This window comes from Streptomyces sp. RLB3-17, assembly GCF_007113425.2.
In the GTDB taxonomy this organism is placed as follows: Bacteria; Actinomycetota; Actinomycetes; order Streptomycetales; family Streptomycetaceae; genus Streptomyces; species Streptomyces mirabilis_D.
Window position 1 is genome coordinate 101,295 of record NZ_CP041610.2, and the last position, 21,898, is coordinate 123,192.

At 68.4% G+C, this 21,898-nt stretch carries 22 protein-coding genes and 5 pseudogenes; 11 read left to right on the forward strand and 16 right to left on the reverse strand.

All coding sequences use genetic code 11. The features are described 5' to 3' along the window. Positions 1-391: 391 nt before the first annotated feature. The 7 genes and pseudogenes from FNV62_RS00510 to FNV62_RS00540 all read right to left on the reverse strand — a co-directional run bounded on the left by FNV62_RS00510 (position 392) and on the right by FNV62_RS00540 (position 4,888). Entirely contained in the window at positions 392-808 is a 417-nt protein-coding gene (locus FNV62_RS00510; RefSeq protein WP_143611823.1) for a nuclear transport factor 2 family protein, read from the reverse strand. An 82-nt stretch (positions 809-890) separates the two neighbouring features. After that, complete coding sequence (locus FNV62_RS00515; RefSeq protein WP_143611824.1) at positions 891-1,322, reverse strand: Rrf2 family transcriptional regulator; 432 nt, start codon at positions 1,320-1,322, stop codon at positions 891-893. Positions 1,323-1,371: 49 nt separating this feature from the next. Beyond that, a complete protein-coding gene (lexA, locus tag FNV62_RS00520) occupies positions 1,372-2,148 on the reverse strand; it encodes a transcriptional repressor LexA (RefSeq protein WP_399221737.1) in 777 nt (258 codons plus the stop codon). Positions 2,149-2,451: 303 nt separating this feature from the next. Continuing rightward, positions 2,452-3,084, reverse strand: a complete 633-nt coding sequence (locus tag FNV62_RS00525; protein WP_144079290.1) for a hypothetical protein — start codon at positions 3,082-3,084, stop codon at positions 2,452-2,454. A gap of 85 nt (positions 3,085-3,169) precedes the next feature. Then, a complete protein-coding gene (locus FNV62_RS00530; protein ID WP_144079291.1) occupies positions 3,170-3,457 on the reverse strand; it encodes a hypothetical protein in 288 nt (95 codons plus the stop codon). 53 nt (positions 3,458-3,510) lie between these two features. Next, positions 3,511-4,149 (reverse strand): annotated as a pseudogene (locus FNV62_RS00535) (bifunctional DNA primase/polymerase); the annotation flags it as partial. A gap of 589 nt (positions 4,150-4,738) precedes the next feature. After that, positions 4,739-4,888, reverse strand: coding sequence for a hypothetical protein (locus tag FNV62_RS00540; RefSeq protein WP_164331437.1), 150 nt, complete (start codon positions 4,886-4,888; stop codon positions 4,739-4,741). Between the two features lie 150 nt (positions 4,889-5,038). Between FNV62_RS00540 and FNV62_RS00545 the strand changes: the two genes are divergently transcribed. The 3 genes and pseudogenes from FNV62_RS00545 to FNV62_RS55075 all read left to right on the forward strand — a co-directional run. Then, on the forward strand, positions 5,039-5,839 hold the full coding sequence (locus FNV62_RS00545) for a maleylpyruvate isomerase family mycothiol-dependent enzyme (protein WP_144079292.1): 801 nt from the start codon (positions 5,039-5,041) through the stop codon (positions 5,837-5,839). Positions 5,840-6,271: 432 nt separating this feature from the next. Next, positions 6,272-6,583 (forward strand): transposase, encoded by a 312-nt coding sequence (locus FNV62_RS55070; RefSeq protein WP_225900066.1) that lies wholly within the window; start codon positions 6,272-6,274, stop codon positions 6,581-6,583. Between the two features lie 42 nt (positions 6,584-6,625). Beyond that, positions 6,626-7,063, forward strand: a pseudogene (locus FNV62_RS55075) (transposase); the annotation flags it as partial. Here the strand turns inward: FNV62_RS55075 and FNV62_RS00555 are convergent. Both FNV62_RS00555 and FNV62_RS00560 read right to left on the reverse strand, forming a co-directional pair. Further along, positions 7,020-7,565, reverse strand: a pseudogene (locus FNV62_RS00555) (hypothetical protein). The pseudogenes FNV62_RS55075 and FNV62_RS00555 sit on opposite strands and share 44 nt — an antisense overlap. 461 nt (positions 7,566-8,026) lie before the next feature. Then, complete coding sequence (locus FNV62_RS00560) at positions 8,027-9,061, reverse strand: sigma-70 family RNA polymerase sigma factor (protein ID WP_225900067.1); 1,035 nt, start codon at positions 9,059-9,061, stop codon at positions 8,027-8,029. 242 nt (positions 9,062-9,303) lie between these two features. Here FNV62_RS00560 and FNV62_RS00565 point away from each other — a divergent pair, with 242 nt between their 5' ends. Both FNV62_RS00565 and FNV62_RS00570 read left to right on the forward strand, forming a co-directional pair. After that, positions 9,304-10,743 carry an MFS transporter gene (locus FNV62_RS00565; protein ID WP_144079293.1) on the forward strand — a complete coding sequence of 480 codons (1,440 nt, stop codon included), beginning with the start codon at positions 9,304-9,306 and terminating at the stop codon, positions 10,741-10,743. A 1,430-nt stretch (positions 10,744-12,173) separates the two neighbouring features. Further along, the gene (locus tag FNV62_RS00570; RefSeq protein ID WP_225900068.1) at positions 12,174-12,602 is read left to right on the forward strand and encodes a hypothetical protein; all 429 of its coding nucleotides are present in this window, start codon (positions 12,174-12,176) and stop codon (positions 12,600-12,602) included. A 123-nt stretch (positions 12,603-12,725) separates the two neighbouring features. On the opposite strand, the gene FNV62_RS00575 is transcribed toward FNV62_RS00570, so the two are convergent. From FNV62_RS00575 to FNV62_RS00585, 3 genes are all read right to left on the reverse strand, one after another. After that, a complete protein-coding gene (locus FNV62_RS00575; protein WP_144079294.1) occupies positions 12,726-12,980 on the reverse strand; it encodes a type II toxin-antitoxin system RelE family toxin in 255 nt (84 codons plus the stop codon). Next, positions 12,977-13,282 (reverse strand): DUF6247 family protein, encoded by a 306-nt coding sequence (locus tag FNV62_RS00580; protein WP_143651895.1) that lies wholly within the window; start codon positions 13,280-13,282, stop codon positions 12,977-12,979. The genes FNV62_RS00575 and FNV62_RS00580 overlap by 4 nt, the downstream gene beginning before the upstream one ends. 119 nt (positions 13,283-13,401) lie before the next feature. Further along, entirely contained in the window at positions 13,402-13,743 is a 342-nt protein-coding gene (locus tag FNV62_RS00585; protein ID WP_143611831.1) for a hypothetical protein, read from the reverse strand. A gap of 131 nt (positions 13,744-13,874) precedes the next feature. On the opposite strand from FNV62_RS00585, the gene FNV62_RS00590 reads away from it, so the two are divergent. Continuing rightward, entirely contained in the window at positions 13,875-14,399 is a 525-nt protein-coding gene (locus FNV62_RS00590) for an ATP-binding protein (protein ID WP_144079295.1), read from the forward strand. A gap of 207 nt (positions 14,400-14,606) precedes the next feature. Then, complete coding sequence (locus FNV62_RS00595; protein ID WP_143606439.1) at positions 14,607-15,500, forward strand: DUF1963 domain-containing protein; 894 nt, start codon at positions 14,607-14,609, stop codon at positions 15,498-15,500. A gap of 16 nt (positions 15,501-15,516) precedes the next feature. Here the strand turns inward: FNV62_RS00595 and FNV62_RS00600 are convergent, their stop codons facing one another. Both FNV62_RS00600 and FNV62_RS00605 read right to left on the reverse strand, forming a co-directional pair. Further along, complete coding sequence (locus FNV62_RS00600; protein WP_263986817.1) at positions 15,517-16,038, reverse strand: transposase; 522 nt, start codon at positions 16,036-16,038, stop codon at positions 15,517-15,519. After that, entirely contained in the window at positions 16,035-16,319 is a 285-nt protein-coding gene (locus FNV62_RS00605; protein WP_225900069.1) for a helix-turn-helix domain-containing protein, read from the reverse strand. The genes FNV62_RS00600 and FNV62_RS00605 overlap by 4 nt, the downstream gene beginning before the upstream one ends. 307 nt (positions 16,320-16,626) lie before the next feature. Between FNV62_RS00605 and FNV62_RS00610 the strand changes: the two genes are divergently transcribed. Continuing rightward, a complete protein-coding gene (locus tag FNV62_RS00610; protein WP_143606440.1) occupies positions 16,627-17,022 on the forward strand; it encodes a hypothetical protein in 396 nt (131 codons plus the stop codon). A gap of 28 nt (positions 17,023-17,050) precedes the next feature. Here the strand turns inward: FNV62_RS00610 and FNV62_RS00615 are convergent, their stop codons facing one another. Together FNV62_RS00615 and tpg are read right to left on the reverse strand one after the other, a co-directional pair. Then, complete coding sequence (locus FNV62_RS00615) at positions 17,051-17,908, reverse strand: IS5 family transposase (RefSeq protein ID WP_143606441.1); 858 nt, start codon at positions 17,906-17,908, stop codon at positions 17,051-17,053. A 194-nt stretch (positions 17,909-18,102) separates the two neighbouring features. Beyond that, on the reverse strand, positions 18,103-18,627 hold the full coding sequence (gene tpg, locus FNV62_RS00620; RefSeq protein ID WP_143610923.1) for a telomere-protecting terminal protein Tpg: 525 nt from the start codon (positions 18,625-18,627) through the stop codon (positions 18,103-18,105). A 467-nt stretch (positions 18,628-19,094) separates the two neighbouring features. Between tpg and FNV62_RS00625 the strand changes: the two genes are divergently transcribed. The 3 genes and pseudogenes from FNV62_RS00625 to FNV62_RS00635 form a co-directional block, all read left to right on the forward strand. Continuing rightward, positions 19,095-19,223: a ferredoxin reductase gene (locus FNV62_RS00625; RefSeq protein ID WP_375336670.1), complete on the forward strand. Its 129-nt coding sequence runs from the start codon at positions 19,095-19,097 to the stop codon at positions 19,221-19,223. Further along, positions 19,223-20,590, forward strand: a pseudogene (locus FNV62_RS00630) (NAD(P)/FAD-dependent oxidoreductase); the annotation flags it as partial. The gene FNV62_RS00625 and the pseudogene FNV62_RS00630, both read left to right, overlap by 1 nt. 288 nt (positions 20,591-20,878) lie before the next feature. After that, positions 20,879-21,847, forward strand: a pseudogene (locus FNV62_RS00635) (cytochrome P450); the annotation flags it as partial. Between the last annotated feature and the right edge of the window lie 51 nt (positions 21,848-21,898).

The following is a 21,898-nucleotide window of genomic DNA, read 5'->3' on the forward strand; positions in this document are numbered from 1 at the left end:
ACTGGGTGTCGCTCCGGAGGAGACGCTGATGGTGGGTGCCGTCCCGGGGGCGTGCGGATACCGGCCGGGCCAAGTGATGTGCATGTCCGACGAGGAACCGGCAGCTGTCAACGATGGCCCCGCCGCACTCAACCGGCTCCTGGAACGCCTTGCGAGCGTCCCCACACCATCCGGCCCCACCCCGCGTCAGCTGCTGCCGACCGTCGAGGTCCGGCGAGACGCCGACGATCACCTATGAAACGCGCAGGCGACGCACCCCGTAGGGGAGCCGTCAACGAGGCGATGGGTCCGGCGGCGAAGTATGCGGCCGGCAACATCAGGCCGACGTACACCCCGTGTCTGGTGTTGCCTGGGGCGGGTTGCGGGAGACACCCATGAACCCTTTTCGCTCTCAGTCGGTGTTGAACGCCTGGTCGACGCTCAGCGTGTCCTCGTAGAGGTGCATGCGGACGATCTCGCCGTCTTCGACCGCCAGGTGCATGGCCGACGGGGTGGTGAACTCCTTGCCGGTGGACGCGACGGTGTGCGTGAAGACCCCCAGCAGCATCACGTCACCGCCGTCGACGATGACCCGCTCCAGCACGACCTTGCTCTTGCCGGGTACGAAGTGCGGCCACATCGTGGTGAAGTACGGCGCGACTTCCTCCCGGTGGGTACGACGGCCGGTCCAGGGCAGTTCATCGTTGCCGGGGACGTACCAGTCGATGTCTGCCGCGAACAGTTCCTGGATGCCGTCCTGGTCCTGCCCACCAAGGCGCTCCACGAACTGCTCGGCCACTGCCCGTGAGGTCTGGGTATCTGTTGCCATGGGGTTCTCCGAATCTTCGAGGTAACCATTTTTGTTACATTGACGGGCGCAGAAACGTGCCACCACCGAGACCAGGGGTGGGCTAGGCGGTCTTGAGTACGTCCCGCAGGACGTCCTCCAGTGTGGTTCTCGCCAACTCCCTACGGAGGACGGCCTCGATCTCGTCGTAGACAGAGGTCAGCGCCGGTCCTATGCCGTGGCCCACGACGCACTCGGGGTCAGGCGTCGAGCGGTGCAGAGCGAAAATCGGCCCGGCGCCGATCGCCTCATGGACGTCGAGCAGGGTGATCGCCGCCAGGTCCCGGGCGAGCATCCAGCCCGCTCCTGTACCTCGCCGCGAGTCAACGAGGCCGGCCTTGCGCAGCTCGGCCAGGAGGCGACGGATCACCACCGGATTGGTGTTGACGCTCGTCGCGATCTGCTCGGAGGTGGCGACCTCGTGACCGCGACGCTGATACAGCCCTATCCACGTGAGGGCATGCGCCGCGATGGTCAGCCTGCTGTTGGCGCTCACCTCGGACCTCACCTCCCTCGACCCTTCAACTTCATCGTAACAGTAATCGTTACAACGGCATGCGGCAAATCTCTACTGAAGCCGCTGCCACGCTTGACAAACCTGATTCCTCAGAATGCGGGTGTGCACGCCATGTGGCTGCAGCGCATCGACACCAAGATCGCCGTCCTTCAGGAGCGGGAAGCCGAACAGGAACACGGCCAGAAGAACCGGCCTCCGGAGCCGGACTGGATCGTCGAACTCGGCATCGGCAAGCGACGATGTCGCCGTGGTCGGCGCTGTCCATCTTCCGCACGGTGACGATGTCGCCGTCGCAGATCGCTGCGTCGATCATGGAGTCGCCGACCACGGTCAGGGCGAACAGGTCGCCGTCGCCCACGATCTGGCGGGGCATCGCGTAGACGTCCTCGACCATCTCCTCGGCGAGCAACGGCGCGCCGGCGGCGATCCGTCCGACGAGCGGCACGTCGACCGGCCCCTCGCTCCTGCTAGCCAGGTCAGGTGCCCAGGAAGGCCGCACCCGGTAGGCGCGGGGACGGTGCGGGTCGCGGCAGAGGACGCCTTTGCGCTCGAGGGCCATCAGCTGGTGGGCGACCGAGGACGTACTGGCGAGCTCCACGGCCTTGCCGATCTCCCGCATCGACGGCGGGTAGCCCTGCCGGGCGACCGACTCCCTGATGTACCGGACGATGGCCGACTGGCGGCTCGTCAGCTCCCCCTCGGCGGTCCGGGGGCCCGGGGGACGGCCCCGGCGGGCGGGCGCAGTGTTCTTCATCCCGGACACCTCCGTGCAAGATCCTCGCGGAACGCGACCTTTACCCGCCATCCGGTGCAAATGGAACGCCCTTATCGAACACATGAGCCCGGACGTCGGGTCTGCCCTCTGGGGGAAGGGGTGTGGCTCGGCGGCGAGAGTCACATCGATGCGTCCGACAGCAGCCGTGCCTGGACAGTCTTGGGGAGGGTGTCCTCGGGAGGAACCAGGTGACCTGCGCGGACAGGAGGCGTACATACATCAGGCCGCGGCCCTTCTCGCCCTCGATGGCGACCTTGCTGTCAGGGAACTCCGGGCGGGGGTCTTCCACGTCGACGAGGAGCACCTTGTCCTCGGCCACCGCCAGGCGCACGGTCATCTCCCCGTCCGCTTCCGACTCGGTGTCAGGCCGGCGTGGATGACGGCGTTGTGCGCGAGCCGCGACAGCACCTCGACTGCCGTGGCGATATCTCCGGGCCACCTCAGCACGGTCAGGTACATGCGTGCGGCGTCCCGGAGGCCGCGCAGGCTCGCCGGGGTCAGGGCGTAGGGCCGGCACCAGGCCCGGTCGACGGGTGCGCCAGGTCCCGGGGGTGGGGTTGTACCGGTGGGCGGGGGCGTGGGTCCGTGGTGTCGGGCGTGAGGGTAGACGGCGAAGGCGGGGACGCGCAGCAGCCATGCGCGCAGGGCGTTCTGCTCGCTCGGGTTGCGGGCTATCTCGTGTTCGGCGGGCACGACCAGGCCTGCCGCCCGCCCCCTGTCCAGGAGTTGGGCGACGGTGCGCCAGCCGGTGCGGAGGCGGGCCGGGACGTGGAGAGGGGTGAGGCCGTAGGCCTGGTGCACGACGGTCCAGCCCTGCCGGGTGGTGAACTCCGCCAGGGCGGCCAGGGTGACGGCGGCGACCCGGGATTTGACGCTGGTCGTGTAGAGCGCGACGTCGGCGCCGGCCTGGGCGGCACCCACGGTCGGTGCCGGCGGTCCGGCGGTGGTGGGGGTCGGGTTGGTCATGCCGTCAGCTCCAGAGCGTTCGGGGCGATCATGCGGCGTACTGAGGCCGACGGGGCAGGGGCGGATGCTCGCGCCCGGGGCTGGGTCATGGCGCCCTTCCCCCGCGGCCAGCCTTCTCGATCTCAGCCCAGATGACGGAGGGGCCGTCGCGCGGGACGTCGTGGCCGAACCGAACGCCCGTGTCGAGGAGAAAGGCGATTACGGCGAGGCGGACCGCTTCGCTGAGCGTGGGCGGCACCGGAGCGGAGATGCGTAGCGTGGCGTCGCTCTCCTCAATGCGGACGGCTTCCGGAGCCTCTTGATCCCGGGGTGCGCCGAGGGCGGTGGTGAACATGGAGGCGATCGCGGTGGCCTTGGTCGTCGGCGAGCTCACGGATCTCCCCTGTAGAGGCATGATCACGTAACGTACATCTGATGCATCAGCTTGATGTAGCCGCCGTGCGCGCGGACGTCGACCTGCCAGGCCAGCGCGGTGCCCTGGCTGGAGCCTGCGGAGCAGCGCCAGCGCCGGTTGTCCGCTGCCCGGTACCAGACGTGCAGGCCGCCCGAGGGGTACGGACGCGCAGCGTGGTGTCGTCTTCCGCGGGACTGCGCTGGCCGCGCAGAGCAGCCAGGACGGCAAGGGCGTGGAAGCCGTTGGCCAGGCCGGTGAGATCGATGTCGTCGCCGATCGGGATACCGGGCAGGATCCGGTCCCGGGTGGGCGGCTGGGTGAGGTGGGCGTCGATGTCGATGACAACCAGGCCGGCCGGGCCGCAGGCGACGCCGACGCCGAACTCCGGGTGGGCGCCCCACCACCGGGTGATATGGCGCTGGTCGAGGGTGGCGGCGTGGAATCCGTGGCACCAGCGTCCTGCGGGCAGGCACGGGCACTCGGCGGGCGGGTGCGGAGTCGTGCGGCACTGGGTGCAGTTGGCGGCCGGGGTCTTGCGGCCGGCGGCCAGGGGGGTGCACGGGCCAGCCGCGGCGCGCGCACCAGCTGGCGGTGGCCAGGGAGGCAGCGACTGAAGACTCGGGGGCGGGCTGCCGTGAGTCGCTGCTAGAAGTGCGCAGGTCAGCAGGCATGCGCACCCCCTATCAGCGACCGAAGCGACTCAACGACGGACGCGGCCTAGCGAACGTAACCCGTGAGGACGTGGAGCACGTGCGAAGGAACCCCGAGGCCGTGTCGATGATGCGACCGGTAGGCAAGTGGAGCGACCCAGCACAGAAGGCAGCGACCCAGAGGCATTCAGTTGCTGTCACTCCCGTTCGCAGAAAACTGCAGGTCAGACACTACGCAAGACTCAGAGCAGCGACTGAAGCGACTCAAGCTCCCTATATGTAACGCACACGCACACACGGGAACGTCTTCATATACCCCGACCTTGAGTCGCTTCGGTCGCTGTGAACTCTTGATCACTGCTCTGACCTGCACATTCGTACATCAGGTGAGCAGCGACCGGACAGTCGCTGGGTAGCTGCGCCTTCAGTCGCTGCCTTCGTCCGACCCTGCAGCGACCCAAGCGACTGAAGCGACTGAGCGGCCGACAAAGAGCTCGCGACCAGCCTCTGTAACGGAGACCCCGGCTATGAGTTGCTTCGGTGGCTCAGGGGCACTTGCGGAGACCGGCCTCTGCCCGGAGTGGCGCAAGGAGTGCTGGTCGAACGGGAGTCACCTGAACTCCCAACCCGACCGGTCCTCCCCCGCCGTCGTGACCTCCGCGTCCATCACATCGAGCGGCAGCATGACCGCGCGCACCGGGTGGACGTCACGTCGCCGAGGTGCCAGGCCGCGCGGCGAGGCCAGAGCGCCCAGAGGCACGACACCTGGCGTACCGCCACCACCAGCGTCCTCGCAGCAGTGCGCAGCTGTCACCCGAGCGGTGGGAGGCGAGGACGTCCGCAATGGCCAACCGGCGGTGACTGTGAAAATCGCTGTCCGATCACCGGAGCACGGTGATAGACATCCGGCGTGGAAGAGAATCTTGAGTTCCCCGACCTGTTGCGACTGATCGATGAACGGTCGGCCGCCTTCCGCGCCGTGGTCGCCGCCGCGCCCAGTCTCGACGCACAGGTGCCGACCTGCCCTGGGTGGACGCTGTTCGATCTGGTGAAGCACCTGGGCGGGGGAGACCGCTTCTGGGCCGCCATCGTCGGCGCGGGGCCCGCCGACGCGCCCCCGGCCGAGGCCGTCGCCGCGCGCGCCGCGCTGGAAGTGCCGCAGGAGCGTGAGGCCCTGCTGGCCTGGCTGGACGCGTCGACGCAGCTACTGCTGGGCGCCCTGCGCGCGGCGGGACCGGAGAGCGGTTGCTGGACGTGGTGGCCCGCGTCGCAGTCACCGCAGACCGCCGGCGGCACCGCCCGGCACCGGGTCCAAGAGACCGCGGTGCACACCTACGACGCCCAGCTCGCCGGGGGCGCCCCGCAGCCGCTGCCGGTCGAGCTGGCACTCGACGGTGTGGAGGAGTTCCTGTTCACCGTCTGCGCAACGCCGAGTCCCTGGCCGCACAAGCCCACGGCCTTCGACTTCCACGCCGCCGAGGGCCGCTCCTGGCGCCTCACCGTCGACGGCGACGGCGCACGCACCACCCGCATCCCCGCGCCCACCGCCGCGACCGGCGAGGACTCGGACGCAGCCGGCGCCTCCGTCCACGGCACGGCCAGTGAGCTGGTCCTCTACCTGTACGACCGGATCCAGGCCGACTCCTTGCACGTTGACGGAGACGCAGGGCTGCTCGACCTGCTCCGCGCCTGGGAGCCGGAGGAGAAGTAGGACGTAGCGGGGGCGGTTGGCCGCGCCTCGAGCCGGTAGGACACGACTCTTCGCCAGGTTCGTCAGTCGCGACACCGGGCTCAAACCCGCGAGGCGGCCTCGGGGCGTCACCAAGCCGACCGTCTACCTGGAGGGCAGTGCGAATTTGTCCGTCCCAGCGATCACGAGAAGCGACGCGACTGCCGTCGTCCCGATCTCGTCGAGAAGTCAGTCGATCGGGTGACTGCGGCGGCTGCCGTGCATGAGAGCAGGGCCTCTTGGTAGCTCGAAGGGTGTCGAAGCCAACGTGCGGTCCAGGAGGCCCTGTTGTCGCATTTCTACGGCAACGCGGGAGTGGGGTCCACTTCGGCCACTCTCGCGTGTGACTGTCTGGCTCACAGGTTCGGGAACGCCTGAGACCACGGGGCGCGCGAGCGTCGGTATCCCACCGACATGTCGGACGCCGAGTGGGCGGTGGTCCGGCCACTGCTGCCGGTGCCGGGCTGGCTGCGGGGCCGGGGCGGGCAACCGGAGGCTTATTGCCACCGCGCGATGCTGGACGCGATCCGCTACCTGGTCGACAACGGCACGAAATGGCGGGCCATGCCTGCCGACTTCCCACCGTGGGACCGGGTCTACGCGTTCTTCCGGCGCTGGCGCAACCACGATCTGGTCCGCGAGTTCCACGACCGGCTCCGCCGCCTGGTCCGCGAGCGGGCCGGGCGGGACTCGGAGCCGGGCGCGGGCGTGATCGACTCGCAGTAGGTCAAAGCGGACGCGGTCGTCGGCTCTGACAGCCGCGGCTTCGACGGCGGCAAGCTGATCAACGGGCGCAAGCGGCACGTCGTGGTCGACACCCTTGGCCAGCTGCTCGCGGTGATGGTCACCGCAGCGGATGTGGGCGACCGCGCCGCGGCCCAGGTCCTGCTCACCCAGGTCACTGCCGCGCACCACCCGCTGGCCCTGGTCTGGGCCGACGGCGGATCCACCGGCAGCCTCGTCGAGTACTGCCTCGCGGCCCTCGCCCTGGTCCTCGCCATCGTCAAACGCAGCGACGACATGCGCGGCTTCGTCGTGCTGCCCAAGCGGTGGATCGTCGAGCGGTTCTTCGCCCACTTGATGCGAAGTCGCCGTCTCGCGCGCGACTTCGAGCGTTCCATCGCCAGCGCGGAGGCGATGGTCTACTGGTCGATGACGATGCTCATGACCCGCCGCGTGGCCCGGCCACGCCCTTCGCGAGCGTGAATCGGCCAGGTGCCGGCTCGATCAGCCAGCCGCGCGCCGTCAGCCGCTTGGCCTTCGATCGCAGTGCCTCCACCTTTCCCGGTACGGGGTCCAGGCCGAAGCAGGCGGCCATCTCCTGGCATGTCAACGCTCCTTGACCGAGTCGGTTACGGTCGCTGAGGGCCTGCAGGATGCGCTGGTAGTCCACCGACAGCGCCGACCAGGCCAGCCCCGCGCGCCACACCGGCACCACTGTTTTCGGCTTCGCCGCCTCCGCCGGTTCGGGCCGCGCCGGTTGCACACCGGGAGCCGGCAGACCCTCGGAGGCAGCGGGGCCGACGACGGCGTCGTTGCCCGGGGCCAGTACCTCGCCAACGCGTGAGCGGGCGATGACGCACTCGTTCCACTACCGCTCAGCCACGGCCAGCTCCGCCTGGAGGCGGTCGACCTCCTCCCGCAGATCGTCGACACAACGGCGAGCGGTGAGCTCACGCTGTTCCAGCAGTCCCACGACCGACGGCATCCTCGACCTCCACCAAAGCAACGACAAGACACGTCACCACTGCCACGAGATCGCCGACCCTATGCCTGACCAGCGAGAACGCAGTCCTCAAGCCCGGAAAGACAACAACCTCTCAGGAACGGAAGAAAGGTGCGGGAGTTGCTCGAGCTGGCATCGAGATGGCCTCCCGCTTCCTGGAACCTCACCCTCCCCGCCCTCGCTATCCGCAGACGCATTAAACGCTGACGACCGCGCTCAAACCTGATTTTTTCGCCGAGCCCCGCTGGCGGACTGTGAACGCCCCCACATGGTCGCCCGGTCTGAGCCGAAGCCCGATTCGAACACGGCAGGCTGGTCGAACGGCCCGAAGCCCGAGCCATGTGGGTTCGTGAGCCGCCCTCTTCTGCTGTGCAGACGGTCACAGTCGCAGATCAGTCAACCTTTCGGATGCCTCCACGGCACGCCGTCGATAAGCAATCCGACTAGGCACCGGTGGCGCGTAGCGAGTGGGGCAGTCCGAAGCGGGGGAGCAGGCCGTTGTCGACGAAGCGGGTCAGCGCCGAGATGCGTTGGCCGGACAGGGTGAGGACGACCAGGCCGTGGGCGTGCGCGATCGGTGTCCTCGGATCGACGAGATATAGGCCGTACGCGGGCTGGCCGTTGGCGTGCGTGGGCACCAGCCGGAAGCGGCGGCCGTCGCGCAGCGCCACCGTCCTCAGGAAGTGGCCGATGGCATCCAGACCCTGGTACTCGTACGGCAGCGGCGGCATCGTCAGCCACGCGTCATCGGTGAGCAGGGCGAGGATCGCGTCGACGTCGGCGCGTTCGAAGGCGACGGAGAAATCGTCAACGAGCTTGCGCTCGCGGGGTGAGTACGGCAGCTCCGCCTCGGCGTGGGCGTCCGCGGGCAGCCGGGTCGCGAGCGTGGCGCGGGCTCGTTTCAGGGCGCTGGTGACCGAGTCGACGCTGGTGTCGAGCATTCCGGCGACCTCGGCCGCGCGGAAACCGAGCACGTCCCGTAGGACCAGTACCGCCCGCTGCCGTGGCGGCAGGTGCTGCAGCGCGACGAGGAACGCTAGAGAGACCGCCTCCTTGGTCTCGTAATGGGCCTCCGGTCCGGGCGCGGCGTCCGGGAGTCCGGCGAGCAGCACGTCCGGATAGGGCTCCAGCCAGCTGGGGTCGCCGCGGCGGGTGGGTTCGGGCAACGGAACCTCCAAGCGGTACGCCCAGCCTTCGCCGGGCCGGCGGCTGCCGTCCCGCAGTGCGTTCAGGCAGCGGTTGGTCGCGATCCGGTACAGCCAGGAGCGCAGCGATGACCGCTCCTCGAACCCGTCGAGCCCGCGCCAGGCAGCGAGCAGGGTCTCCTGTAGCAGGTCCTCGGCGTCCTGCACCGAGCCGAGGATGCGATAACAGTGCACCTGTAGCTCGCGCCGGTAGGGCTCGGTGAGCTCACGGAAGGCCTGCCCGTCGCCCGCCCGCGCCCGCTCCAGCGTGAGCGTCGACATGGGCATCGGCATCGGCGTCTCCTCGCTCGGCATTACGTCGCCTCCCAGGCTCCGGTTCGTCGACTGTTTGGGCAGTTCGGGTCCGTCGACAGTAATGACACCCACGACGGCCGAAACTGGTCGCCGAATCCCGACCGTCCGCGGAGTCCACAGCCGATCGCAGAATCCGCGACCGTTCGCCGCCCAGTTTCCGGACCACCCCGTGTCTCCACCACCGACAGCACGGCTGCAGACACACGGCGACGGGAGCACCAGTGAACAGCAACAAAAGGTCCGTCACGGCGGCGCAGCGGTGGACGCTCGCGCTGGCGTCGGTGGGTTCGTTCGTGGTCGTCCTCGATCTGCTGGTGGTGGCCACGGCGCTGACCGCGATCCAGCGTGACCTGCATGCGTCGATCGAGGACCTGGAGTGGACGATCAATGCGTACACCCTCAGTTTCGCGGCCCTGCTGATGACCGCGTCGTCGCTCGGCGACCGCTTCGGCCGCAGGCGGGTGTTCGTCGCCGGGCTCACCCTGTTCGCCGTGGCGTCGGCCGCATGCGCGCTGGCCCCCAGTACCGGCACCTTGATCGCGGCGCGCGCCGTCCAGGGCATCGGCGCGGCAACCGTCATGCCGCTCGCCCTGGCCCTGCTGAACGCCGCGTTCCCGCCCGAGCGGCGCGGCTGGGCGCTCGGCATCTACGGCAGCGTCACCGGCCTTGCTGTGCTGCTGGGCCCGGTCCTGGGCGGCGTGATCACCGAGGGACTGGCCTGGCAGTGGATCTTCTGGCTGAACGTGCCGGTCGGCCTGGCTGCGATCCCGTTCGTGCTCGCCCGGATCAAGGAGGGCTTCGGCCAGGGCACGGCGATGGACTTCCCGGGCCTGCTGCTCTTCACCCTGGCCGCATTCGGGCTCGTCTGGGGCCTGGTCCAGGCGGATGCGGCGGGCTGGGGCAGCGTGGAGGTGACGGGCGCACTGGCCGGGGGAACGGTCCTGGTCGTTGTCTTCCTGGTGTGGCAGTCCCGGGCCCGTACGCCGATGCTGCCGCTGCGGCTGTTCCACTCCCGGGCGTTCTCGGCGGGCAATGCAGTGATGTTCCTGCTCAGCGGCTCGATGTCCGCCTCGGTATTCTTCATCGCTCAGTATCAGCAAGTCACCTTGGGGCAGGGCCCGTTGGGCGCCGGTCTGCGGCTGCTCCCGTGGGGCACCTTCGTGGTCCTGCTCGCCTCGCGCACCGGAGCACTGGCCGACCGCTGGGGCGAACGCTCTCTCGTCGTCGCCGGCCTCGCCCTGCAAACCATCGGCACGGCTTGGATCGCTCTGATCGCCGCCCCGCACCTCTCGTACAGGCCCCAGGTCATCCCGCTGAGCCTCGCGGGCATCGGCTTCGCCCTGGCGATCCCCGCCGTCACCAAAGCGGTGGTCAGCACCAGCGCACCCGCCGACATCGGCAAGGCCTCCGGCGCCTACAGCACGATGCGCCAGCTCGGCGGAGCCTTCGGTGTCGCGATCACCGCCGCCGTCTTCGCCGCCACCGGTGGCTACACCTCCGCCGCGGCCTTCAGTGACGGCTTCGGACCGGCAATGGCGGTGGCCGCCGGTTTCGGCGTCGCCGCAACGCTGGCGGGCACCTTGCTGCCGCCCTCGCGGCGACCGGCTCTGCGTGCCCCGACGGGAGCACCGGCCGAGGCAGACCGGGTGGACATCTCGTAACCGGCGGCCACAGGGGCACGGTTCAACAGATGCCGAAGGGGCTCGGCCGGGATCCGGCCGAGCCCCTTCAAACTGCCCGAGGACTTGCACGGCTGAACCGCCCGCCGGTCCTGGCGAACTGGGGGCAGGCACTGGGACAGGCCTTCTTGGTCTCCTGGCAATGGGTGCGTCCTGCGGACTGCTCTGCAGCCGCTTCCCGCGCGGCCCGTCAGCAGCCCTTCGGCCACCATCTGGCGCACCGCGGCCGCGGCTTCCTTGGTGCCGATGTCGAAGGTCTGGACGATCGAAGCGGGTCATGAACCGCTCGCCGGGCTCGTAGCTCTGGCGGATCGCGGTCCGCATCAGCCGGTAGGTGCGCTCGGTCGGAGTCGTCGTGCCGACGCTGTAGAGCCGGTAGCCCTCGTGGAGGGTCATCATCCCGCGGCGGCGAGCTGCTTCAGCGCGGACCGCACCACGGGCGCGGACAGACCGGAGCTCCCCCGCGATCTCGGCCAGGGCGGGCAAAAGGGTGCCCGGATCGGTGCACGAGAGCCGCACCCACTGGCGCACCGCCTGCACGTCGTCTTCGCTCGTCGCCACACTGTCCGCCGTCATCCTGCGCCCCCTGTCCCCGGTGATGAGCGCGAGCACCGCCTGTTGGGCCGCATGATGCCTGTGCGGTGCCACAATGTGCTGCTGGGTGGTTAGCGGCGACGTCGCCCGTGGCCGGGCAGGCCAGCCAGGATTGCGTACACGCTGGAGCCACCGCTGCTGGTGACCGGCTTCGCCCACCCTTGGGCCGGCGCGGCGGGCACCATGCGCAGCAGGCCATCCACGACGGGACGGGGAGCGGCACGAGCCACTATCGGCTCTCCGGACAAGGGGCACCGCTCCCCCTCCGGCATGGAGTGCTGGGCAAGAGTGCCCTTGTGAGTGATCCGGACCCAAGTGCCGCACGCACACTCGTAACTGTTCTCCAACTCCGGTCCGGTCAGGACCACTTCCCCAGACTTCGGGCAGATGCCAGGGCGCCCTGGCGCCGAGTGTTCATAGAGGTGGCCATTGCGCAGACTCGCCTTCGTCGTGGCACCGCACTCAGGGCAGACGCACACCTTCGTTGGGGCAAGACCGCGCTTCGGCATGTGGTCACCCTTCACTCGACCTGGCTCTCTGCCTTTTCGGCCAACTCGCCTCAAGCAAGGGGGCGATGAGGTTCTCCCCTGTCCGAATGCCGGCCACACCTGAGGAGACAGCGGTACAGAGATCGGGAGCGTAGAAAGACAACAGAGTCTGCCTGCTGCTGTATGTGCAGTCGCGAGTTTCACTCGTGCCGCTCCTTCCGGGCACGCTCAGCCCACCAGCGTGCGTAGACGAGGAGAAGTGCGATGCCCAAGAAGACTGGCACCGAAATCCCGTACGGCTAGGACCCCAAGAGCAACACCGTCCGGGTCGTGCAGCATGACTTGGCGCGACTGCTGCTGTTCCGTTCGCTGGTCCGCGACCAGGGTCCTGGCAGCTGGAAGCACATGAAGGACTACGACCTGTCCTTCGAGCGACTGGCAGACGCGGTCGACGCGGCCGCTGAGGCGCGGCAGGGTGCCCGTTGGGAGGGCCCTGACCTCCGGATGCGCTGCACCGCCACCGAATCCGTGTACGAGTGGCCGGAGGGCACACCCTACGACGGCGGGACGGCGGCCACGTGGAACGTTTCGGGCTACGGCTCCCATACCCCCTCCGATGACGAAGAGGACCGGCTCACGTCGCTGTGCGGCTTCACCTGGGCGGAGGGGGAAAGCCGGCGCGTGAGCGGCTTGCCCGACTGCCGCGAATGCCAGCGCGAGATCCAGCTCGGTGCCGAACGTCCCCGCGGCAACTGGTGAGCCCCTGGCCAGAGATACACGTTGCCGCCAGGGTGGCAACCGGTGGATAGGGCCGTGGCTACGATGCGAATCGGCCCCAACCCGGCAGTTCGAATGCAGGGGGCGGGGCGTTGTCACGGGTGGCTACCCGAGCCAGACGATGTCCAGGACGGACAGGTGCCTCCGCGCGCGGTTCGCGAAGAAGATGACGGACAGCTGGCCGACGGATGCGATGCGCACGTCCTCGGGGTCGCCGGCGTTCTGTTGTGGGAAGCCCGACGGGTTCCCGGCCGCGGCGTCCAGGACGTCCCAGACCATCTGCTCTGCGTGCTCGGGCAGTGCGGCGAGCACCTTCGCGGCGGGCGGGGACAGTCGGACCGCGTACGGCTGACCGGTCACCGGCGCCTGCTCCGGATCTCCTCCAGGTCGACGAACTCAGTGTCGTCCTTGCCGGAGGCGAGAAACGCGTCGACCACCGGGGCGGAGGCGACGCGGGCTTGCCAGCCCTGGACGACCTCGTACAGCGTGGTGAGGGAGCACGTCCGGCGGGACTCCTCGAGTGCGGCCGCCCACTCCTGCTCGAAAGCCGGCACCCAGCGGTCGGCACGGCGGTCGGCGCGCAGCTGCACGAGCAGTTCGGCCGGAGCTCCTGGGGCGGGGGCGTACGGCGGAACGGGCGTGTGCTCGGGCTGGGCGCTCACGGGCTCCTCCTGGTGGGTCTCCCTGTCACCGTAGCCGCCGTCACCGGAACTGATGAGGGCTTCGGCCGTCATTCGCTGCCCCGCTGGAAGCGGGGTGGCCGCGGTGCAGCGTCCGGCCATCAGACGGCGTCGTTCATGGCCTGTTCGGACTTGGCGTCGTACAGGTCGTGACACGCGACGACCTCGGCCGGGCCGCCGAACGGGACGGTCTTGAACGGGTCGCTCAGCTCCTTCAGGTCGACCTTCCAGACGCGGACCCGGAAGGCGTCCGGGTCCTGCCGTGCGTCCTCGTGTTCATCAACCCACGCTTCCAGGACCTGGACACCGGCCGTCCAGGCATCGACCGCGTCGAGGGAGAACTCCTCCTGGGTGTCCCAGACTTCCTTGCCGTCCCAGAGCTGCGGCTGGCGCTTGTCTACGCAGCACCTGTAGCGGTGAAGCCGAAGGTCAGGAGTTGTCACTAGCGGGGTTGAGCGAGCTGGCAAAAGGGATCGCTCGAAGCATCCTGGTTGTCACAGGCGAGGCATCCGACTTGTCACACACGCCCATTTCTGCCTGTCCCCGCGGCCCGCACGACGCTAGCGTCAAGTCCATGATCGTATGGCTCAACGGCACCCACGGCGCAGGCAAGACGACGACCGGTGCGCTCGTGCAGCAGCTGATCCCGGACTCACGGGTGTTCGACGCCGAGAAAGTCGGCGAGACACTCATGGACATCACGCCAGGGCTGCCCTGGACGGGCAACTTCCAGCACTGGCCGCCGTGGCGGCCGCTCGTGGTCGAGACCGCCCGACGCGTCCTCGACTACACCGGCGGCACCCTGGTGATGCCCATGACGGTCCTGATCGAGCAGTACTGGCGCGAGATCAGCTCGGGCCTTGCCCAGCACGCCATTCCGGTCCGGCACTTCGTCCTCCATGCCGACCAGAACACCCTCCGCGGGCGCATCGCGGGCGACACCGTTCTTGGCCCCAACTCCCCGTTCCGTCTCCAATACCTTGAGCCCTACGCCGAGGCGGCCCGCACGTGGCTGCACGCCGAGGCCGAGGTCGTGGACACCACGCACCTCACACCCGCCCAGGCCGCCCAGCAGATCGCAGAGGCCGTCAAGAGTTGAGAGAACGACCTTCCGGCGTCAAACCTCGCAGGTGACAACAACTGAACTTGAACTCGTGATGTCGGGTGTTGTCAGGGCCGACCGCGCGCTGCCCCGTGACCGAGAACGGGGCCTGCTGCCGGATCCGACGGACCGTGCGGCTACTCTCAGCCCACCGCGGCCTCGTCCGTGGCCAAGCCAACGCTTTGGTCTGTGAGGAGCACTCCGATGGCTCGCACCACCCCGCCACGTCCGCTCGATGTCGAGACGCTGTTCCCTGAGGTGGCCAGCTATCGGAAGACGGCCGTTCGCCTGCATCCGCGCCTCGGCGATCCGAGCGCGCGGGAAAGCTCGCTCGGCGGACCCGTGCTCTGGCCGCTCTCGGAGCCCTGGCCCCACTGCGAGGACGACCACCCGCGCACGGCGTTCTCCCCTCCCGCCCAGGGACCGATCCCGCTCGTCCCGGTCCTCCAGCTCTTCGCGGCCGATGTGCCTGACCTGGCCTTCCCCAGCGCCACCGATCTGCTGCAGGTGCTGTGGTGCCCCTTCGATCACGAGGACGGTTACGTTCCCCGCCCCGAGATCTATTGGCGAGACGGCTCCCTGAGCGACCTGCAGCCGGCCAACCGACCCCGCCCGACCGGCGCTGACAACGACTACCTTCCGGACCCGTGCGTCCTGCACCCTGAGCGTGTCACCGACTACCCCAACTGGGACCTCCCGGACGAGGTCGCCAACGCGCTCGAAGCCAGGTTCGAACAGCTGGAGGAGGAAACCGGCTGGTCCTACTGGTCCCACCTCTCCGTGTCGGACGGCGTCAAGGTCGGCGGGTATCCGACGTGGACGCAGGAGCCCAACTGGCCGACGTGCCCGACATGCCGTGTGCGCATGGAGCACCTCCTGACGATCAGCAGCAACGAGTTCGATGGCGAGAGTTGGCGCACGTGGCTGCCCATCGAGGACACCCCGGCCATGGGAACCATCTGGGACCTTCCATACGAACAACGCACCGAGATCCAATGCCCCCCTGGGCTCATGCTCGGCGACATGGGCGGCATCTACCTGTTCGAATGCACCAGCTGCTCCGACAGGCCCTTCGCCTACCGCTCAGATTGTTCTTGACTGCGCGCTGCTTCGATCAAAGGGCCATACCGGTGCCCGCAAGGCAGCCGTCGATCACTTCGGGGCGGTACTGCAGCATCTTGAGCTTGCGCTTCACGGCCCGGGTGATCTGACCGAGGTCGGCCGCGGCGAGATTGCCGATGTCGCGCTTGACCAGCGACCACACGCCTTCCTGCGGGTTGAGGTCCGGGGCATAGGTGGGCAGCTGGAACACGGTGAGCCACTCGGCGTTCGCGGCGATGAACTCCCACATGCCAGCCGTCAGGTGCAGGCGGACGTTGTCCCAGACCAGCACGATCGGGCCGCCGAGTTGGATACGGGCGCGGACGATCAGGTCGCGGAACTCGCGCCAGCCGAAGCCCTTCGGCTCGTCCCTGCGGCCCCGGTACTCGCGAATCGCGTAGATCAGCCGGGACCGCTCGCCCGGCTTGTAGCAGGCCATGCCCGCCATCGACACCCGCCCGGAGCCTCGGCCCCTCACCCTCACGACCGGGGTCTGGCCGATCCGGCCCCAGGTCCTGGCACGCGGCGGAGTCATCGACTGCCCGGCCTCGTCCTCGAAGGCGATCCAGGCCCCGCGCTCCGCCGCGGTGCTCTTACCCGCGGCCAGGTCTCCTTCCTCCACACCTCGACTGCGTCGTCATCGCGCTCGATCGGCCGCCGGGCGGGCTGCTGCCAGCTCCAGCGGCGCCGCTTCAGCAGCCGCCAGGTGCCCTCGACCGTGTAGGAGACACGGAACAGTGAGTCGATCAGCGTCTTGATCCGTGCCAGCGTCCACCGCTGGTCCGCCCAGCCGTGAGCCAGCGGACCGCGCTCCAACCACGCTCCAGCCTGGCGATCTGAACTTCACTGAGCCGAGGTCTTCCCGGCGACCCCTTCGATGGGACTCCTGACAGAGATCTCAAACGCGGTCTGAGGTACGCGCAGGGCGGCGGGCTGACCGACGCAGAGAGAACCACGCGTGAGCGGTTACGGTTCCAGGCCGTGGAACGTTTCGAGGGCGGGCGGAAGAACGCGGAGATTGCCACTGCCCTGCGTCAGCGTGCGATCGGTGGAGCGGTGGCGCCGGGCCTGGCGCGAGCTTGGGGAGGCGACCGTGCACGAGCAGATGTCCTAGCCTCTGCGGATGGACGAGAGATTTCCTGTGGTCGGGAACTTCAGAGAGCTTGAGCGCGGCTGGCCAGACGGGCCGTCGCTCCGAGGCTCCGTCCGCGATAAGGCGCCGGCACAGGCCCGCGAGCTAGTCGAGTACCTGCGGAACGGCACAGTCCTGGTCGCCGCGACCACACTCGTACACGATGTCCTCAGCCCTTCCCATGCCGTGATCGGCGGGTGGCACCTGCTTACGGACGGGCACTGGCTCTGGCACTCCGATCTGGCCTACTACGTCGAGCGTTATCACGTGGCGCTCGACCAGCGGTTCCTCGCACATGTGCAGGGCAACGACTGGACTGTTCCGCAGCTCACTGACGAGGAGCTGCTCGCGTTGGAGGCCGCACTTTCCGGTGACGTCACTGGCTGACTCAATTTTGCATCAGCAGAACCGTTGATCACCGAGAAGGGATCCGCGTGAGCGGTCGGGGCCCTGGCCGTGAAGCCGTTCCTCTGCGTGTGAGGCGGCGAACCATGATGTCGATCATCGCCCATCGGATCATCGACTCCGAGTGTGCCGGGCTGGTCTCGTAGTCCCGGGCAAGGCGCCGGTGGGCGGTGATCCACGAGAACGTGCGCTCCACAGCCCACCGCTTGGGTTGCACCTGGAAACCGCGCTGGTCGGGGGATTTGCGGACGATCTCCAGCTCGCGGCCGAGGATGATGGCGGTCCAGTCGACCAAGCGGCCGGCGAAGCCCTGGTCGGCCCAGACTTTTAGGACGCCCGGGTGGTCAAGGCGAGTCCAGAGCAGCGGGCGAGGACCGCCGTCGCGGTCCTGGACGTTCGCGGCAACAACGTGGACGGCCAGGAGCAGGCCGAGGGTGTCGGTGACGATGAATCGCTTGCGTCCTTTGATCTTTTTGCCCGCGTCGCAGCCCCGGGTCGCGGCGGGCACGGTGTCTGCAGTGCGGACGGACTGCGAGTCGATCAGCCCGGCGCTCGGCTCGGCGGCTCGCCCGTCGGCCTCGCGGACTCGACCGCGTAGGACGTCATGGATCCGTTCGACGGTGCCGTCGTCGTGCCACCAGGTGAAGTACCAGTACACGGTGGGCCAGGGCGCGAAGTCCTTCGGCAGCTGTCGCCAGGCGCAACCGGTCCGCACAACGTAGAAGATCGCGTCCACGATTCGCCGCCTAGGATGCTTCTCCCGCCGACCGCCCTTCGGTCCCACCCGTGCTGGCGGCAGCAACGGCTCCACCAGCGCCCACTGTTCGTCCGTCAGGTCCGACGGATACCCGCCCACAGAAGCACTCACATGAGGCTCAACGACCCCCTCAGTCCAGGGGAACGGCAGATCTCAGACGCGGTCTCACACCCCAGGGCTACCGGTGCAGACAACCAGCTGTCAGCCGAACGGCACCAACATCACAAGTTCAGAAGCCTGCCTGTGTGACAACTATCGCGCTTCGGCGCAAGCGGCCTTCGGTGGTGGCCGCGCTTTTCCCCTATTCAGTAATCCAGGTCGAGGTAATCAATGTCGTGGAGGGTGACGTCCGAAAGTCCCATAGCGCGGCTTCCGCCGTCCTGAAAATAGACGTCTTTGAAACCTACGGCGATGATTTCGCGCATCTGCTGGTCGCTGGCGCCCGTGTCGCGGGCGTCGAACAGGCGTTGCGCGTACGCCGGGGGGAGGTGCGCGGTGAGTCGTCGGAAGGAGCCGTCGTCGGTCGTGCCGACCGGTGCGGTGTAGCCGAAGCGGGCCCTTGTCGCCACGGTGATCCCGCCGGGGGCGGCGGCCTGCTTGCGCCGGCGTTTGCGGACCAGGGGCTGCCAGCGGGACCGCACCGCAGCGTCGATCTTGTCGGCAATGTGCTTGGGCGGGTGCTTGCGCTCGCCCCTGCGGTAGCGCTCCACCGACCGCTGGCTCACCCCGATCTCCTGGGCGACGGCACGGGTCGACTTGAGCTGCTTCATCAGGTAGCCGATCTGGCCCTTGAGGGTCTTGGGCGGCTCGTGGGTGAACGACGAGCACAGCGCTGCCGCATCGACGACGCGCTTGTCGCCGGGCTCAGGCGAGCCTTCGCCCTCGCGGATGCCCGCCCCGACCTGCTGCGCGGCGGACCGGCCGGACCGGCCACCCGATCTGGGCACACGGTTTCTGTCGAAACGGCAATCCAAATGAGCGCCGCGTACGTAATCAAAATGCAGCGGCAACCAGGGATACGTCCCCAGCCAGGGGCCGATCCCCTTAGCCGCGATGATCAATTCTTTCCATGGAGACCCGACGAGCGCGGTGCACCCCCTCACACTTCGCAGGCGTGGGCAGCGGCCGGATCCTCCCTCATTGCGCGCCGGAGTGGCGCCGGCTTGAGGGTCGGCAGCTCCCACTCCCTGTGGAGGTCGGGGTGAAAGTTGTCGTTGATCTTTCCCGATGCGAGGGGTAGGCGCAGCGCGCGTTCCTGGCTCCGGAGGCGTTCCGGATGCACGGTGAGAAAGCGCTCATGTACGACCCGGACCCCGACGACGCCCGGCGCAACCAGGTGCTACGTGCCGCGGCGGCCTGCCCGTTTCAGGCGATCTTGGTCGACCAGCTGGATGCGCGGCACGCACCGGTGGAGGCGTCGCCGTGATGACCAGTGCCGACAACCTGCGTGCGTTCAAGCGCGATGGCCGCATCGTGATCGTCGGGGCGTCGCTGGCGGGGCTGCGGGCCGCGGAGGCTCTGCGAGACGAGGGTTTCACCGGATCGTTGACCATGATCGGTGATGAGTTGGGCGAGCCCTACGACCGGCCTCCCCTGTCCAAGCAGGTACTGACCGGGTGGGTGCCGGCGGACGGCACCACTTTGCCCCGCCGTCGTGGCATCGATGCGCAGTGGCTGCTGGGCGTGCCCGCCAGCGGGCTGGACCTCACGACGAACCACGTACATCTCGCCGACGGACGCGAGGTTCCCTTCGACCGGGTGCTGATCTCCACCGGGGTACGGGCCCGGCCGTGGTTCGTCGAGTCCGAGGCGGCCCTGGACGGCGTGTTCGTCGTACGTACGCGCGAGCATGCCGAGAGCCTGCAGCGAGCCCTCGCCGCCGGGCCCTCCCGAGTACTGGTCATCGGTGCGGGATTCACCGGCTCCGAGATCGCCTCCATCTGCCGCGAGCGGGACCTCCCGGTGACCGTCGCCGAACTCGCACCGGCCCCGCTGGTCGGCGCACTCGGCGCCATGGTCGGCGAGGTGGCGTCGGACATGCAGCGCGCCCACGGCGTCGACCTGCGCTGCGGCGTCAAAGTCACCCAGCTGGAAGGCGACGCCCAGGGGCACTTCCGCCGCGCCCACTTCTCCGACGGCAGCACTATCGACGCCGATGTGGCGGTGGTGGCGCTCGGGAGCATCCGCAACACCGAGTGGCTGCGGGAGTCGGGACTGGCGGCGGGCGTGTGGGGAATCACCTGTGACACGGGTTGCCGCGCCCTCGACATCCATGGCCGCGTCGCCGACGACGTCTTCGCCGCGGGAGACGTGGCACGTTGCCCGAACCCCATCTACGAATACCGGCTCATCGCACTGGAGCATTGGGCCAACGCCGTGGAGCAGGCAGAGGTCGCGGCACACAACATGGTCAGCGCCCAGGCGGACCGCCGACCCCACCTGTCCATCCCACTGTTCTGGTCGATCCAGTTCGGCGTCAACATCAAGTCCGTCGGCGTGCCGACCTTCGCCGACGAGGTGGTCGTCACCCAGGGATCGCTGGACGACCACCGTTTCGTCACCGTATATGGCTATCGGGGCCGCGTCACGGCCGCCGTGAGCTTCAACAACGGCAAGTGGCTGGACTACTACCGACGGTTGATCGAGACAGCTGCCCCCTTCCCGCCCCCCTGCCCCACGCCCGACCAGCCCCTCGATGCGAAGCCAGTGCCCGTCGACCTTCCCGGCCCCGCCCTGCTCGCGCAGGGCGCCACGGCGGTCGTCACAGGCCATGACCCGGGTGAGCGTCGCGTCACGGCTGTGCACCGGCATCAGCAGGAGGAAGGCAGGACGACCGCGACCGGGACGCCCGGCACGCTGCAACGGATCTTCGACTACTCCGCCCGGGCCGACCCCTACCCGTTGTATGCCGAGTTGCGCAGGACGCCGGTGGCTCGGCAGGAGGACGGCAGCTACGTCATCAGCGCCTATCGCGAGATCACGGACATACTGAATGACCCGCATCTGAGTTCCGACGTGCGCAATCTGTCGCGTCCGATGCCCTCGGTCGAGGGAGGGGCCACGTCGTCGTTCATCCACATGGACTTGCCCGAGCACGATCGCCTGCGGCGTATGGCGACGCGTCACTTCGGCCCCCCGCACACCCCTGGGCTGGTGACCGGACTTGAAGGTTTCCTGACCGTCACCGTCCGCAGCCTGATCGACGATTTGGCGGGCAAGGAGCAGATCGACGTCGTCGATGATTTCGCCTTCCCGTTCCCCGTAACCGTGATCTGTCACTTGCTCGGCGTGCCACGCGAGAACGAGCCGAGGTTCCACCTCTGGGTGAACGACATCATGAACTCGATCGACTACGACCCCAAGACCGACCCGAAGGAGAAACTGGACAAGGGCGTACAGGCCCGCAAAGATCTGCGCCAGTGCCTCGGCGAGCTGGTGGAACAGCGCCACGGCCGGCCGGGAGACGACTTGCTGTCACGGCTGGCCAACGACGACGGGCCTGACGGTCGGATGGCCGACGCCGACATCGTCGCCACCGCCAAACTGCTCCTCATCGCCGGCCATGAGACCATCGTCAACCTCATCACCAACGGCATGCTGACGCTGCTGCGCCACCCGCAGGTGCTGCAACGACTGCGCGACGAACCGGACCTCGTCGTGCCGCTGGTCGAGGAACTGCTGCGCTACGAGCCCCCCGTGCAGATCATTCCCTGGCGGGCGGCGTACAGCGACATCACCGTCGCCGACACCGTCATCCCCAAGGGCTCGCAGATCATGCTCATGCTTGCCTCAGGCAGCCGCGATCCGAAGCGCTTCCACGATCCGGACCGATTCGACCCGGATCGGCGTGACAACCAGCACCTGGGGTTCGGCAGCGGCATCCACCTGTGCTTCGGTGGCCCGCTGGCCCGGCGGGAAACCCAGATCGCGCTGACCGAGCTGGTACGCCGGCTCGACCGACCCAGGCTGGTCGCCGACCCGCCGCCGTACCGGCCCAGCCCCGTTCTTCGGGGTCCGATCCATCTGGACATCGAGCAGGGTGACGGTTGACGCGGCAACCGAGGGCAGTTGGAAGGTCACGCCGTGGCCGACGGGCCGGCT